Here is a 14,829-nt window from a genome sequence, read left to right as displayed (position 1 = left end):
ACTCAATGCCTGCCGGATCGGTTCTCGGCATCGACGGATTTGCGCAGCGCCTCCATGATATTGATGACGTTGCTGGGAGCCGGCTCTGCCTTCTCCCTGCCCTTAGATTTCGCTTTAACAGGCTTTTTCATCTGTTTCTTCTTGGCCTCGATGAGGTCGAGCAGCCGATCCTGCACGGGGTCGGAGGCCATCTTCGGGTTCCAATGCTGCGTCTGCTTCTTGATGAGTTGCTGAACCAGCGGCATCATTTGGCTGTCCGCCGGTTGATCGTCGACCCGTTCGAAATAGCTCTCCGCGTCGCGCACTTCATCACCGTATCGCAGGGTCCAAAGGACGATGCCCTTGCCGCGTGGCTCCAGCATGACGGCACGCTCGCGGCGTGCAATCACCAGCCGCGAGATGCCGACCATGTCTTCTGCCGCCATCGCATCGCGGATCACCGAGAACGCCTCCTGGCCGACCGGATCGTCGGGTGAAAGATAGTAGGGCGTGTCGAGCCAGATCCATTCGACGCTGTTGCGGGGCGTAAACACTCCGATATCGATCGTCTTGGTGCTTTCAAGCGCAACGTTCTCCAACTCCTCGTCTTCGAGCAAGACGTATTCGTTCTCACCGCGCTGATAGGCTTTCACCTCATCTTCATCTTTCACGTCCTTGCCGGTGACCGCATCGACATAGTGGCTGATGACGCGGTTTTGAGTCGCGCGATTGAGCGTGTGAAAGCGCACCTTCTCGTTTTCTGAGGTGGCCGGCATCATCTGCACCGGGCAGGTGACGAGCGATAGCTTCAGATAGCCTTTCCAGTATGGCCGGATCGCCATGGCAACCTCCGATCACCCGGTGCGGCGCTGATGAGCGCCGCCGGGGCTGCGGGATTTCGGCGTCGATGCGCGTGCGGCCTTCTGCCTGCTCTTGCCGGCATTGGCATTTGCGGCGGTGCGCTTCGTCTTTGCTGGAGCCGTCATGCCGGCGCTTTCGCGTAGCGCCTGCAACAGGTCGTTCGGTTTCACAGCGGGGGGAGCTTTTTTCTTCGGCAGGGTGCGGCCTTCGATCTTGGCCTTCACCAGTTCGGCGACTGCCGCTTCGTAACGATCGTTGAATTCCTTCGGATCGAACTCGCCCTTCTTGGTGTTGATGATATGCTTGGCAAGCTCCAGCATCTCGCCTTCGATCTTGAGATCCGGCATCTCCTCGAAAGCCTTCTCGGAGGAGCGGACTTCATAGTCGAAGTTCAAAGTGGAGCCCACCAGCCCTTTGCCGAGGGGGCGGATGAGAAGCGTCCGCAGGCGCCGGAACAGCACCGTCCGGGCGATGGCCGCGACCTTGGCCTTCTTCATACCATCCCTCAGCAGCTTGAATGCGTCGCTGCCCATCGTGTCGGGGGCCAGATAATAAGGCTTGTCGAAATAGACGTCGTCGACCTCGTCACAAGGAATAAACGCCTCCACCTTCAGCGTTTTGTCGCTTTCGGGAACGGCGGCGGCGACCTCCTCGGGCTCAAGGACAACATAGCGACCATCTTCGATCTCGAAACCCTTGACCTGGTCCTCGCGTTCGACCGGATCGCCGGTCTCGCCGTCCACGAATTCTCGGCGCACCCGATTGCCGGTCTTCCTGTTCAGCGTGTGAAACGCAATCCGCTCGGATGTGGAGGCGGCGGTGTAGAGCGCCACGGGGAAAGCGACCTCTCCGAACTTGATAAAGCCTTTCCAATTCGCTCTCGGGGCAACCATTTCGTACGCGCTCCTGCCGCAACCAGTGCGAGTCAACCGAATCACTTTACGATTGGTTCCGAATCAAAACGAATCAAATTTCAATAGCTTAGCCAAAATGATTCACGCGTTTTCCGAGTCTCGATCATCCCCTTGAATCTGATCGATCTTTTCCACGCCCGGTGCTTTCTGCGATGGGAACAACCAGGAGATAGGAGCGCCTGAGGAGTGGTTTTGATCCTCGACGGCTCAATCGACGCGTTGTCCTTCGCCATCGAACACATGCAGATATTGCGGCGGGAAGGCGACGTTGACCTTCGGCCCCGCCCTCAGCGCATCGCGGTCGAGCGTGAAGATCTTGAACGGCAGGCCGTGAAGCGCGAGGTGCAGGATGATGCCGAAGCCGGTGGGCTCGACGAGCTCCACATCGGTTGCAAGCCCGGTTCCATCATTCGTCATCAGCACATGCTCGGGCCGGATGCCGAGCGTCACCTTCGCGCCGTCTTCAAGCGGCAGCGGCTTTGCCAGCGGCACGATCGTTCCGTCTTTCAGCCGCACGCCACCCGCATCATAATTCGCCTCGAGGAAATTCATCCCCGGCGAACCGATGAAGCCGGCGACGAACAGGTTGGCCGGCCGGTCGTAGAGTTCCAGCGGACTGCCGACCTGCTGGACGACGCCGCCATGCATGGCGACGATCCGGTCGGCCAGCGTCATCGCTTCGATCTGATCGTGGGTGACGTAGATCGAGGTCGCCTTCAGCTCGCCGTGCAGTTTCTTGATTTCGGCGCGCATCTGTTCGCGCAGGCGCGCATCGAGATTGGACAGCGGCTCGTCGAACAGGAAAGCCTTCGGCTGGCGCACGATGGCGCGGCCCATGGCGACGCGCTGGCGCTGGCCGCCGGAAAGCGCCTTCGGCCGCCGTTCAAGCAGCGGGTCGAGGCCGAGCTTGGCGGCGGCCGCCGCCACCGCGCTCGTGATCTTCTCCTTTGCCGTCTTTCGCAGTCTGAGGCTGTAGCTCATATTGCCGGCAACGTTCATGTGCGGATAGAGCGCATAGGACTGGAACACCATGGCAATGTCACGGTCCTTGGGATGCCGTTCGTTCACCCTGGCGCCGGCAATCCGGATTTCGCCCGATGTGACATCCTCCAGCCCGGCAATCATGCGCAGCAGCGTGGACTTGCCGCAGCCGGAAGGGCCGACGAGCACGACGAATTCGCCGTCCCGGATTTCAAGATCGACGCCGTGCAGCACCTGCACGTGGCCATAGGCTTTGCGGATGTTCTGGATGTCGATCGATGCCATTTGTTTAACCCTTGACCGCGCCGGCCGTCAGGCCCTGGACGAGATAACGCTGGATAAGCAGGAAGAAGAGACCGGCCGGGATGAGCGCCAGGACGCCCGCCGCCATCATCTGTCCGAAATCCACCGAGAATTTCGAAACGAAGGTGAGAAGCCCGACCGGGAAGGTCGCCGCGTCATTGCCGTTGATCAGCATCAACGCAAAGAGCAGCTCGCTCCAGGCCGCGGTGAAGACGAAGCCGAGTGTGGCGGCGATGCCGGGCAGCGTCAGCGGCAGGATGATTTGCCGGAAGGCGGTGAACTGCGTTGCCCCGTCGATCATCGCCGCCTCTTCGAGATCTTTGGGGATGCCGTCGAAAAAGGACTGCATCAGGAAGGTGGCGAAGGGCACGTTGAAGGCGGTGTAGACGATAACGAGGCCGGTCAGGCTGTTGGTCAGATGCAAGGGCGACAGGATCTTGAAGATCGGCGCGACCAGCATGACGAGCGGGAACATCTGGGTCAGCAGCATCAAGGCGACAATCCAGTATTTTGCCCGGAAATTGAAACGCGACAATGCGTAGCCTGAGAGCGAGGCGCAGATCGTCACGGTCACGGCCGTCGAGACCGAGACGATCAGACTGTTCTTGAAGAAGGTCGGAAAGGCGCTGTGCTGCAGCACGAAGGCATAGTGATCCCAGCTCGTGCGCGACGGCCACATACGCACGCCTTCGCTATAAAGCAGGTCGTTCGGCGTCACCGAGACCTTCAGCAGCCAGAACAACGGGAAGAGCGCGAAGGCGATGTAGCAGAGGATTGCCAGGCGGTGCGCGATCGTGGGAAGGATGGATCGTCTCATGGTCTCAATCCTTGTTCAGCAGCGTCTGCCTGAGCAGGATGATCAGCATCGAATAGGCGAGCAGCAGGGCAAGCAGCACCAGCGCGATCGCCGAGGCATAACCGAAATCGAGCCGTTTGAACGCCGTCGTGAAAATATAGCTCGCGACGATCTGCGTGCGGTCGGCCGGCCCGCCATTGGTCATGACGACGATCAGATCGGCGAAATTGGAAATCCAGACGGTGCGCAAGAGCACGGTGATGGCGATCGTCGGCGCGAGAAACGGCAGGGTGATGGAGCGGAAGCGCTGAAACCAGCCGGCGCCGTCGATCGAGGCCGCCTCGTAGAGATCGCGCGGGATCGCCTGCAGGGCCGCCAGCAGCGTGATGGCGAAGAAGGGAATGCCCCACCAGACATTGGCGACGATCGGTCCCCACATCGCAAAGTTGGGATCGGAAAGGATATTGCCCGGCGCCTGCATCAGCCCGAGGGCGAAAAGCCAGTGCGGGATCGGCCCGATAACCGGATTGAACAGCCAGGCCCAGTTGAGGCCGGCAAGAAAGGACGGCACCGCCCAGGGCAGGAAGACCAACGCCTGCGCGATCGCCCGGCCCGGGAACGGCTTGTCGAGCAACAGCGCCAGGATGAGCCCGAAGACGAACTGCAGGACGACGGAGGCGCCGGTCCACCAGAGCGTGTTCCTCAGCGCCCCGTAAAAGGCGGCATCGCCCGCAAGCTCGCGGAAATGATCGAGCCCGATGAAGCCGCCGGAAAACGGATTGAGCAGCTGGATATCGCGGAACGCATAGGACACGCCCAATGTCAGCGGCACCAGCATGACCGCGATGATCAGGATCAGCGACGGCGCGCTGTAGAGATAGGGCTCCGAAGCATCGGCAAGACGACGCAGCCACGGCCTGCGGTCGCGACGTATGTCGATAATATCGGCGGAAATGGTCATCGGTTTGCAGTTTCCATTATCTTTACACGGTGAGGCCTTGCGCGGGTGGTGCCTTTGAACTGGGTGGCTGAGGCCCCCTCATCCGACCCTTCGGGCCACCTTCTCCCCTAGGGGAGAAGGGATATGCCGCAACGTTTCGACTCCCTCTTCTCCCCTCGGGGAGAAGGTGCCCGTAGGGCGGATGAGGGGCTTCTGTCTCGAAGCCCCCTTCACCCCTACTTCTTGCTCAAGAACTTCTGCTGCGCCTTGGTCAGATAGTCCGCCCACTGGTCAGCCAGATCCTTTGCCGAGATATCGCCGAGCAAGGCCTGCTGCGAGGTCTTGATCGCCAGCGAATCCTTGAAGAAGGCGAATTCCTCGAGATAGGTCGGCATGACCGTCGGCACGGTGTTCGGATCCGCCAGCTCTTCGAACCAGCCCTTGAACTGGTCACCGGCGTAGAAGGGATCCTTCTCGGCCGCGGTATAGGCCGGCAGGGCGCCGATGCGCTTGTTCCACTCGATATTGCCTTCCGGCCCTTCGAGGGTGGCGATCAGCTTCCAGGAGAGATCCTTGTTGGCGCTCGTCGCAAACATCGACCAGCCGCCGTAACCGATGGTCGGGAAGGACTTGCCATCAGGCCCCTTCGGCAGCGGCATGACGCCGAAATCTTCCTTCTTCATGCGTTCGGCAATGGCGATCAGCGCATCCGGGTCCTGGTCGAGGAAGGCGCAGGTGCCGGAATAGAAGCCGGCGACGACTTCGTTGAAGCCCCAGTTGACGCTGTCCTTCGGCGCATAACCCTTCTTGTAGAGGTCGACCATCCACTCGATGCCCTTGGCCCAGCCAGGGCTGTTCATTGTCGAGGTGCCGTCCTCATTGAAGTATTTGTTCGAGCCGGCCATCGAGGCGGCAAAGATCATCCAGCCGTTGAGACCGCCCGGTCCGCCGCGCATGCAGTAGCCGTATTTGCCCTGCAATTTGGAGACTTTTTCGGACGCAGCGGTGAATTCATCCAGCGTCTTCGGCGGCGCGGCGACACCGGCTTCCGAAAGCAGCTTCTTGTTGTAGAACATCGCCCTCAAATAGAAGCCATAGGGCAGCATGTAGGCGGTGTTCTTGACATCGCGGCCGAGTTCGAGGGCACGCGGCGTCAGCTCCTTGGTGTGCTCCCACTTTGCGAGATAGGGCTCGAGGCTTTCGAGCATGCCGTTATTGGCGTAAAGCGACAGCCAGGTATCGGGCATTTCCATCACATCGGGCACGTCGCCGGCCGACACCATGGTGGCGAACTTCTGAAAGGCTTCGTTCCAGGGCAGCGAGATGATGTCGACCTTGGTGCCGGGATTGGCGGCCTCGAACTTGCCGACGATCGATTTCAGCGTTTCGGTGCGCTCCGGGCTGGTGATGACTTCGACGAGCTTGAGCGTCGTATCGGCAAAGGCCGTACCCGCCATCATCGTAGCAAAGAGCGTCGAGATTATTAGTTTTTTCATGCTCAGTCCCCCTTTTAGGTTCTCTCGGTTTCAAGATTGCGAGGCGGCGGCGAGCGCCTCCTCGATGTCTCTCCACAGCGCCTCGGTTCCTTCGAGACCGACATGGAGACGTACGGATCGCGCATGGATGCCAAAGGTTTGCGCGGAATTCGGCTGGGCCTTCTGCTGCAGCACCACCTCGCCCGGTACGATCAGGCTTTCGTGCCCACCCCAGCTCACACCCAGTTTGAAGAGCTTGAGGTGATCGGCGAAGGCGCGGATATCGACCCCTTCGCGGAAGATGAAGGAAAACAGGCCCGACGTGCCGTTGAGCCCGGCCGGCAGCCGGTTGGCGAGGCCCGGATGACAGACCGTCTCCACCACCTCCAGCCGCTGCAGGCGCCGGGCGATCTCGAGAGCCGAGGCCTCATGCGCCTTCATGCGCAGCGGCAGGGTGCGCAGGCCGCGGATCAGCAGCCAGGCGTCGAAGGGCGAAAGCTTGCCGCCGAGATAGGGATAGGCCTCGGCCTTGATCCGGGCGACCACCTCCTTCGAGCCGGCGACGACGCCCGCCACCACATCGCTGTGGCCGCCGAGATATTTCGAAGCCGAATGGATGACGAGATCGACGCCGAGTGTCAGCGGTCGCTGGAAGAACGGGCTTGCCCAGCTGTTATCGATCATCGAGACGACGCCGTGGCGCTTGGCAAGGGCGGCGAGCGCGCCGACATCATGCGCCTCCATCACCCAGCTCGTCGGGCTTTCCAGGTACAGCAGCTTAGCGCCGGGCAACGCTCTGGCAACGGCCTCCTCGTCACGCCCGTCGACATAGGTCACCTCGATCTTCATCCGTTTCAGGATGGTGCCGAACAGGCGGAAGGCATCGGGATAGACGTGTTTGACGGCGACGATGCGGTCGCCCGGCTCGACGAAGCTCAAAACACTCGATGAGATCGCCGCCATGCCGCTGGCAAAACCCAGCGCATCCTCGGCGCCTTCGAGCTTGGCCAGCATTTCCTCGAAGGCCCGCACCGTCGGGTTCAGCCCGCGCGTATAGGTCGGCCGCACCTTCTCACCGCGATAGACAGTGATCATCTCGTCATAATCGGAAAAGGTGAAAAGCGAGGTCTGGAAGATCGGCGGCACGACGGCGTCGGCGAAATTGCCGTCGTCATGGGCGGTGATGATGGAGGCAAGATCGAACGGGTCTGCGCCGCTGCTCATTTGGACATTTCCTTGATGTCTTCCTCGACGATATCGAGAATTTTCAACGTTTCGGCGCGCGCCGCCTCGGCATCTCCGGCGGCGATCGCGTTGAAAAGGGTGCGGTGAAAGGGAAAGGACCGGCGGGCGAAATCCTGCCGGTCGAAGGGATGCTCCCAGAAGCGCTCGAAGGTCTCGCGCATCTGTTCGAGCAGCTGGCGAAACAGCGGATTATGGGTGGCGTCGTAGACGGCGAGATGGAAGGCCAGATCCTCCGGCCCCGATGTGCCCTTTTCCAGATGCACCCGCTCCATCTCGTTCAGCTTCTCCTCGATGACGACGAGGTCCTTGGCGGTACGCCGCCGCGCCGCGACCATGCCCGCCTCGCATTCGATGCCGCGGCGCACTTCGAGCGTCTGCAGCAGCGCGTCGCGCAGATGCGCCGCGTCGAACGACAGCGGCATATGGATCGTTGCCCTCGAAACCGGTTTCAGCAGATAGGTGCCGCTGCCCTTGCGCGTCTCGATGACGCCGAGCGCCTGAAAATGGCGGATCGCTTCGCGAATGGTCGAACGGCCGACGGCAAGGGCGGCCATCAGTTCCCGCTCCGCCGGCAACCGATCCCCGGCCTGCAGGCGCGCGTCTTCGACATAATCCGCCAACGCATCGGTCACCTGACGCGCGCGGTCGATAACAGGAAGCGGCCGGATCACCGGCCTGTCGCTGCTGTTTGCCTTCATGGTTCCCCAGTTTCTTATCAGGCAGTCAGATCGAAAATTGGTCTGACATCTTAGCATTTCGCAAAGTTGGGAAGGCGTCAAGCGCTGTTTGCACTCAGGAGTCGATCGCACCGAACCACATTGCCAAGTTCAGACATTGCGGCGTCGATTCTGCCGTGAGATGTTCCAGGACGTTGCGGCCGAAAGCGGAGGCTCCGAACCATGCGCGACTATGTGAAAAGCAAAGATTTTCACCGACATATGCGCTCGCTGCTGGTTGCGAGATTTCAGGAGCTTGGCTGGCAATCGCAAGCGGCTGGCAAGTGCAGCTTTGTCCAAGGCAGACGAGTTTTCTGGCTACAGGTATCGCAATATTCGAACAGCCTTACCGGCGGCACGTTTTCGCTCAACCTTTCGGAAGGTGTGGGCGCCGCTGGCGATACGAGAATATTGCGCCATCTGGACGAGGCTGACCGAGCCATCGGCAAGGCTTTGGAAGAGCACATCATCGCCCGCCTTCCCCCGCCGGATCCCGATCCGGACGTCGAGGTTGTCGGAGACGACGGCGGACCTGTCTTGGTGAAACTCGGTGATCTGGCGAAGGCAAATCCAAGGCAATGGGATGGTCCCTCCGACGTCTGGCTGCCCTACTTCAGCAAGAGCGACCTCGACGACTGGGCCGCTTTTCTTCTGCCTCGGCTTGACCGGCTCACGCGGTCGTCCACGCCTGAAATCATCGATCCGATGGCGTGGACCAAGCGGTTAGATCGCCTCACGGCTTTGTTTCGCAGGAGATGAGCCGGACATTCAGCCCGTCTCCTGGACCGCTGGCAAATGCGTGCCGCGCCCCCGCCTGCGCGCAGACGCATCGCGTCAGCGCTCCATCCTGAACCGCGCATGGCAGGTCGTGCAGGTCTGCAACATCAGGTGGAAAAGGTGTTCGGCGGGAAGCGACGACAGGCTCGACGCGTTGGCGACATGGGTTCCGAGCGGTCCGCCGCCCATCGGCTCTCCCGGCTGCATCCGCATGCGCTCGGTCATCGCCCCGGGATTGGCTTTCGCCGCCGCGCCCAGTGCGCGCGCATAGGTCCGAAGATCCTCGGCAAGACGGTCGAAGCGATCACGCTCGCGGGCGATGTCAGGCTTCGCTTCCGACCTCGCATCCTCGATGCCATCCGCAAAATGTCCTGCAAGAACCTCGCCCGACCTCTCGGCGATCGCGCCGGCGGCGGCTGCGAATGGCATGGACGAATAGGTGTCGGGGTTCCGGAACATCTCAGCCATGGTCTTCGCCGCTGCGGCCATGGCTTTCATGTCGGCCTGTCGGTCGCTGATGATATCCGCGCTCGCCGGTGTAACCAGTGCGGACACGGCGAGGACGGCGCCGAAAATGGTGGGCACTCCTGAAATCATCGAGAAACCTCGCATGTGATTGACCGGCCGGTGTCGCGCCAATTCTGAAGAGGCGAACTGAAAGACCCTCCGACCCTGTCGCAGCGAAGTCGAGCGAAAAGAGGGCGTAACCGCTCTGCCGCGCGGCGGGCGTCGATGGTACAGCGCTGGCAGCGCACGAAGCATTAACTGCGGCAAGATATTTTGTGGAGCAGGTCCGGAGGGGATGATGAAAGGCAGCTATTCGACGGCGCAGATCGGCCTGCATTGGCTGATCGCTCTGCTTCTCCCGGTCCAGTACCTCACCGGCGGCAGCATCGAACGCACTCACCATGCCGCCCATATGGGCGTAACACCCTCGTCCTTCGATCTCTTCCAGCACAACGTCCACAATTATGCCGGCATGCTGATCGGAGTGCTGATGGGCGTCCGGCTGCTTCTGCGCATCACGAGGCCGCCGGCGCCGCGATCGCCGGCTTCACGGCGGCAGAAGGCTGCGGCCGCCCTTCATCACGCCCTGTACGCGGCAATCCTGGTGCAGGCCGGCTTGGGTTTGGTCACCAGCTATTTCTGGTTCGGCACCGCAGCCTACCATGTCGCCATCGCGAAAATCATCCTGCTGATCGTCGCTCTGCACTTCGGCGCCGCGGTGTGGCACACGCTTGTCCTCAAGGACGAAACGCTTGATCGGATGATCTTTCCGCGTCGCGATCCATCCTCCGAAAAGCTGTAAACTCAAAGCTATATAGTGTCAGCCTGCGGGCGCACGATGCGCCGGCGCCACAGAAATGGCGCGAATCGCTGCCAGTCCTTCCGTGCAATTGATAATGGACGGCGTTCGATGTAATCGACGCAGTATGGGCAATATGTACCGAATCGCACTGAGCAGACTGCTCCTCCTCGTGCGGCTGGCGATCATCGTATCGCTGGCTGGGTACAGCATTTCCACTGTCGACGCCGCCATGCACGGTCCCGCCCTGCAAGTTGAAAAGACCATGTCCAGTGCTGCGTCCCACGGCAGCTACGATATGGCCAGCGTCTCAAACCACAAGCACGCACATGCCGATGCAGCCGACAATGACGGTCCTTCCAAGATCGCCAAACAGGAATGCTGCAAAGATTTTTGCGGCGGCTTCGTGCTTCTGTGCGCGAGCCAGAGCTTAGGCGGGCCGGTCGTCGCCTCGATCCGGCAGTTTATCGACGATCAGCACGTGATGGGGGAATTGCCGCCCCTGGATCGCCCCCCGAATATCTGATGAAGGATATGCCGGCTTGACCGGATCCAGTCGGTCGCCTGCCTGCGTCAGGGCAAGCGCGCCGTAGGCTATCTCTTATTCGGAAAATTCATAATGAAACCCTCGCTTTTCGTGGTGGGGCTGCCGCTTGTTGTCGGCGGCTGCGCATCCACGCTTCCTCCCGATGTCGTGGCGTCTTCCGCCGCGATCGAAGAGCCGTCCCCGCGCCCGGTCGTCTATCGATCACCGGTTTCGGGTTATATCACCAGGCAGCCGGTCGACCCGAAGCCGTGGCGCAAACAGAATGATCTGCAGTCTCCTCGGAAGGGAGATGCCTCATGATCGGCCTCGGAAAATTCGTCACGGTACTGGCCTTCCCGCTGATGCTGAGCGGCTGCGTCACCGGCGCCGAATATGCAAGCAAGCAGGCCGGTTTTGCTTCCGTTGCCGACAAGACCGCGATCGTCACCACCAAGCAGACGGTCTGGATACAGAACCAGAACCAGGCCCGCTCGGCGGCCGCGCAGGTAAAAAGCCTGCTTGCGCAAAAGAAGACCATCGATGTCGAGACTGCCGTTCAGATCGCCCTGCTCAACAACAAGGGCTTGCAGGCCGCCTACGCCGATCTCGGCGACAGCGCGGCCGATGCGTGGCAGTCGACGATGTTCACCAACCCGACCGTTGCCATCGCCACGACGGGCATAGGGACGCCGGAACTTGGGGCGTTCAAGACCATCGAGGCGATGATCACGACGAACATCCTGGCGCTCGCGACCAGAAACCGGGACATAGCGATTGCCGACACCCGTTTCCGCCAGGCGCAACTGACCGCAGCCGTCAGGACGCTCCAGCTCGCCGCCGACACGCGACGTGCCTGGATCGGGGCGGTGGCGACTTGGGAGACGGTCGGCCAGCTCCAGCGCGCCCAGGCGGCGGCGGATGCCGCTTCCGAACTGGCGGAGAAGCTCGGCGAGACAGGCGCGATGACCAAGGGCGCCCAGGCCCGCGAACATGTGTTCGTCGCCGAACTTGCCGGAGAGACGGCAAAAGCCCGCCTGGCGGCACGCCTCGCCAGGGAGGAGCTGACGCGGCTCATGGGCCTGTGGGGCAACGATCTGGACTATCAGGTCCCGAACAGCCTTGCGCCGCTGCCCAAGGCCATTGCCGGACGAGACGCGATCGAGGCCGAAGCAATCCGAAACCGGATAGACCTCCAGATCGCAAAGCTGGAACTCGAAGCCACAGCCAGATCCTACGGCCTGACCGAGGCGACACGCTATGTCACCGACCTCGAGATCCTGACCGGCTTCGACACGGAGCGGGAAATCGAGGATGACGAGAAGAAGACGAGGACGACCGGCCAGGTCGAGCTTGCGTTCGCCATCCCGATCTTCGACAGCGGAAAGGCCCGGATGCGCAAGGCCGAGCTGGCATACATGCGGGCGGCGAACCAGCTCGCGGAGAAGGCCGTCAACGTTCGCTCGGAAGCGCGCTCCGCTTTTGAGTCGTACCGCTCGAACTACGACATTGCCCGGCACTACCGCAACAATGTCGTGCCGCTGCGCAGCAAGGTCGGGGAGGAATCCCTGCTCACCTACAACGGCATGATTACCAACACCTTCGAGCTGCTGACCGACACGCGCGACAAGATCAACTCCATCCTGCTCTTCGTCAATGCGAAACGCGACTTCTGGCTGGCCGAAGCCAATCTCGCGCCCGCGATCTATGGCGGCGGGGCGTCGAATGCGTCGGCAGAAACCGAAGTCGGCGCTGCTTCCGAAAGCAGCGGGGGCGGCGGCCATTGAGAAAGGACCTCACCATGTTCAACAGACGACAACTGTTCGGAGCAAGCGCCGCCCTGCTGGCGGCTGGCGCTTGGACGAAGACCTCGGCCATGGGCCTTCCCGACGCTCCGACAATGGAGACGGCCGACATGCAGCCGCCGCTTCACCCGACCTCAGGCCCCGACTACCAGCCGGTCGTCACCCTCAACGGCTGGACCCTGCCCCACCGGATGATTAACGGCGTCAAGGAGTTCCACCTCGTCGCCGAACCGGTGGAGCGTGAGATGGCCGAGGGCATGACCGCCTACCTGTGGGGTTACAACGGCCAGTCGCCCGGACCGACGCTCGAGGCCGTCGAGGGCGACCGGGTGCGCATCTTCGTCACCAACAAGCTGCCGGAACACACGACCATCCACTGGCATGGCATGATCCTGCCATCCGGCATGGACGGCGTCGGCGGACTGACGCAGCCGCACATCCCCGTCGGCAAGACCTACGTCTACGAGTTCGACCTCGTGAAATCAGGCACCTTCATGTACCACCCGCATTCCGACGAGATGGTGCAGATGGCGATGGGCATGATGGGCTTCTTCGTCGTGCATCCGAAAGATCCGATGTTCATGCGCGTCGACCGCGACTTCGTCTTCCTGCTCAACGCCTACGACATCGATCCCGGTTCCTATGTGCCGCGCATCATGGAGATGACCGACTTCAACATGTGGTGCTGGAACAGCCGCGTGTTTCCGGGCATCAGCCCGCTGGTCGTCTCGAAGAACGACAGGGTGCGGGTTCGCGTCGGCAATCTGACGATGACCAACCACCCCGTCCACATGCATGGCTACGACTTCGAGGTGACATGCACGGATGGCGGCTGGGTGCGGCCGGAAGCGCGCTGGCCCGAGGTCAGCATCGACATCCCGGTCGGCGCGATGCGGGCCTACGAGTTCGACGCCAAGCATCTCGGCGACTGGGCCATCCACTGCCACAAGTCGCATCACACGATGAACGCGATGGGGCACGACATCCCGACCTTCATCGGTGCCGACAAGTCGAAGGTCACCGAAAAGATCAGGAAGCTGCAGCCGGAATACATGCCCATGGGCACCAAGGGCATGGCCGATATGGGCGAGATGGAAATGCCCATTCCCGAAAACACTGTCCCCATGATGACGGGTTGGGGCCCGCACGGCCCCATCGAAATGGGCGGCATGTTCTCGGTGGTGAAAGTCCGCGAGGGCATCTCGGCGGACGATTACGCCGATCCGGGCTGGTACGAAAACCCGCCCGGAACACAGGCCTGGGAATGGACCGGCGAACTGCCGGACGCGACCAAGGCCAAAGACGCAAAAACGCAAATCACACCGAAGCCGACAAAGGGCTGAGGTTCAATCCCCCACGTCCAGAAAGGATATATGCATGAAGAATTATCTACTCGCATTGGCGATCGTCGCCTTGGCAGGCCCGGCTTTCGCCTCCGGCAATCACGCCGGCGGCCACGGTGAGAAAATGGCTGTCGGCGAGCCCGGCGACAAGGCCAAGGCGACGCAGACGATCCGCGTCACGATGAAGGAAACCGATGACGGCAAAATGCTCTTCACCCCGGCTGTCTTCTCCGTCCGCAAGGGGCAGACGGTCAAGATCGCGATCAAGAACGCCGGGACGGTCGACCACGAGTTCGTGCTCGATCAGGAAGACAATATCCTGGAGCACAAGAAGGTCATGGAGAAGTTTCCCGAAATGGAACATGCCGACGCCAATTCCATCCGCCTCCCGGCCGGACAATCCGGCGAGATCGTCTGGAAATTCACGTCCGACGGCGCCTTCAAGTTCGCCTGCCTGATCCCCGGCCACTACGAAGCCGGCATGCACGGCGACGTCACCGTCGCTGGCAAGTGAACCGCAACACAAGGAGATATGAAGATGAAATCCACAATGATCAAAATCGCCATCGCCGCTCTGCTCTCGGCCTCAGCAGCCTTCGGTGCACTGGCTGAGGAATTCACCAAGGGCGTCGTCAACAAGGTCGATGCCAAGGCGAAGAAGGTCACCATCAAGCATGAAGACCTGAAGAACCTCGACATGCCGGCGATGACGATGGTCTTTCGGGTCGAGGACCAGGCGCTGCTCGAAAAGCTGAAGGAAGGTTCGAGCATCGAGTTCGTTGCCGAACGCCTGAATGGCAAGCTGACAGTCACCGAGGTAAAATAACGTGCGACTGCCGCCCGGTTCAAAGCCGGGCGGCAGCAC

Annotated in this window: 17 protein-coding genes; 8 read left to right on the top strand and 9 right to left on the bottom strand. The window is 61.2% G+C overall.

The features are described 5' to 3' along the window. Positions 1–2 precede the first annotated feature (2 nt). The 8 genes from ku (AMK02_RS28775) to AMK02_RS28740 form a co-directional block, all read right to left on the bottom strand. On the bottom strand, positions 3–821 hold the full coding sequence (gene ku / locus AMK02_RS28775) for a non-homologous end joining protein Ku (RefSeq protein ID WP_064808434.1): 819 nt from the start codon (positions 819–821) through the stop codon (positions 3–5). Positions 822–833: 12 nt separating this feature from the next. Next, positions 834–1,733, bottom strand: coding sequence for a non-homologous end joining protein Ku (ku, locus tag AMK02_RS28770; RefSeq protein WP_064808432.1), 900 nt, complete (start codon positions 1,731–1,733; stop codon positions 834–836). 228 nt (positions 1,734–1,961) lie between these two features. Then, a complete protein-coding gene (locus AMK02_RS28765; protein ID WP_046977162.1) occupies positions 1,962–3,020 on the bottom strand; it encodes an ABC transporter ATP-binding protein in 1,059 nt (352 codons plus the stop codon). A gap of 4 nt (positions 3,021–3,024) precedes the next feature. Next, entirely contained in the window at positions 3,025–3,855 is an 831-nt protein-coding gene (locus AMK02_RS28760; protein ID WP_016737554.1) for a carbohydrate ABC transporter permease, read from the bottom strand. Between the two features lie 4 nt (positions 3,856–3,859). Beyond that, positions 3,860–4,795 carry a carbohydrate ABC transporter permease gene (locus AMK02_RS28755; RefSeq protein ID WP_064808430.1) on the bottom strand — a complete coding sequence of 312 codons (936 nt, stop codon included), beginning with the start codon at positions 4,793–4,795 and terminating at the stop codon, positions 3,860–3,862. A 215-nt stretch (positions 4,796–5,010) separates the two neighbouring features. After that, positions 5,011–6,270: an ABC transporter substrate-binding protein gene (locus AMK02_RS28750; protein WP_064808428.1), complete on the bottom strand. Its 1,260-nt coding sequence runs from the start codon at positions 6,268–6,270 to the stop codon at positions 5,011–5,013. Positions 6,271–6,300: 30 nt separating this feature from the next. Then, on the bottom strand, positions 6,301–7,473 hold the full coding sequence (locus AMK02_RS28745; RefSeq protein WP_004669611.1) for a PLP-dependent transferase: 1,173 nt from the start codon (positions 7,471–7,473) through the stop codon (positions 6,301–6,303). Next, positions 7,470–8,192, bottom strand: a complete 723-nt coding sequence (locus AMK02_RS28740) for a FadR/GntR family transcriptional regulator (RefSeq protein WP_020923112.1) — start codon at positions 8,190–8,192, stop codon at positions 7,470–7,472. Before AMK02_RS28740 ends, AMK02_RS28745 begins: the two co-directional genes overlap by 4 nt. 201 nt (positions 8,193–8,393) lie before the next feature. Between AMK02_RS28740 and AMK02_RS28735 the strand changes: the two genes are divergently transcribed. After that, entirely contained in the window at positions 8,394–8,969 is a 576-nt protein-coding gene (locus AMK02_RS28735; RefSeq protein WP_064808426.1) for a hypothetical protein, read from the top strand. A gap of 75 nt (positions 8,970–9,044) precedes the next feature. On the opposite strand, the gene AMK02_RS28730 is transcribed toward AMK02_RS28735, so the two are convergent. Further along, positions 9,045–9,599, bottom strand: coding sequence for a cytochrome c (locus tag AMK02_RS28730; protein WP_064808424.1), 555 nt, complete (start codon positions 9,597–9,599; stop codon positions 9,045–9,047). A gap of 193 nt (positions 9,600–9,792) precedes the next feature. Between AMK02_RS28730 and AMK02_RS28725 the strand changes: the two genes are divergently transcribed. The 7 genes from AMK02_RS28725 (at position 9,793) to AMK02_RS28695 (ending at position 14,790) form a co-directional block, all read left to right on the top strand. Then, on the top strand, positions 9,793–10,296 hold the full coding sequence (locus AMK02_RS28725) for a cytochrome b (protein ID WP_064808422.1): 504 nt from the start codon (positions 9,793–9,795) through the stop codon (positions 10,294–10,296). A 124-nt stretch (positions 10,297–10,420) separates the two neighbouring features. Next, complete coding sequence (locus AMK02_RS28720; protein WP_081279287.1) at positions 10,421–10,819, top strand: hypothetical protein; 399 nt, start codon at positions 10,421–10,423, stop codon at positions 10,817–10,819. A gap of 93 nt (positions 10,820–10,912) precedes the next feature. Continuing rightward, positions 10,913–11,140, top strand: a complete 228-nt coding sequence (locus AMK02_RS28715; RefSeq protein WP_064808420.1) for a hypothetical protein — start codon at positions 10,913–10,915, stop codon at positions 11,138–11,140. Further along, positions 11,137–12,603: a TolC family protein gene (locus AMK02_RS28710; protein ID WP_064808417.1), complete on the top strand. Its 1,467-nt coding sequence runs from the start codon at positions 11,137–11,139 to the stop codon at positions 12,601–12,603. Before AMK02_RS28715 ends, AMK02_RS28710 begins: the two co-directional genes overlap by 4 nt. A gap of 14 nt (positions 12,604–12,617) precedes the next feature. Continuing rightward, positions 12,618–13,964 (top strand): multicopper oxidase family protein, encoded by a 1,347-nt coding sequence (locus tag AMK02_RS28705; RefSeq protein ID WP_064808415.1) that lies wholly within the window; start codon positions 12,618–12,620, stop codon positions 13,962–13,964. Between the two features lie 34 nt (positions 13,965–13,998). Next, the gene (locus AMK02_RS28700) at positions 13,999–14,478 is read left to right on the top strand and encodes a cupredoxin domain-containing protein (protein WP_064808413.1); all 480 of its coding nucleotides are present in this window, start codon (positions 13,999–14,001) and stop codon (positions 14,476–14,478) included. Positions 14,479–14,502: 24 nt separating this feature from the next. Beyond that, a complete protein-coding gene (locus AMK02_RS28695) occupies positions 14,503–14,790 on the top strand; it encodes a copper-binding protein (protein WP_064808848.1) in 288 nt (95 codons plus the stop codon). Positions 14,791–14,829 lie beyond the last annotated feature (39 nt).

Origin of the sequence: Rhizobium sp. N731, from assembly GCF_001664145.1 — a bacterium.
Lineage (GTDB): Bacteria > Pseudomonadota > Alphaproteobacteria > Rhizobiales > Rhizobiaceae > Rhizobium > Rhizobium esperanzae.
Note: the sequence above shows the minus strand (reverse complement) of the source record. Positions and strands in the feature narration are given on the sequence as shown.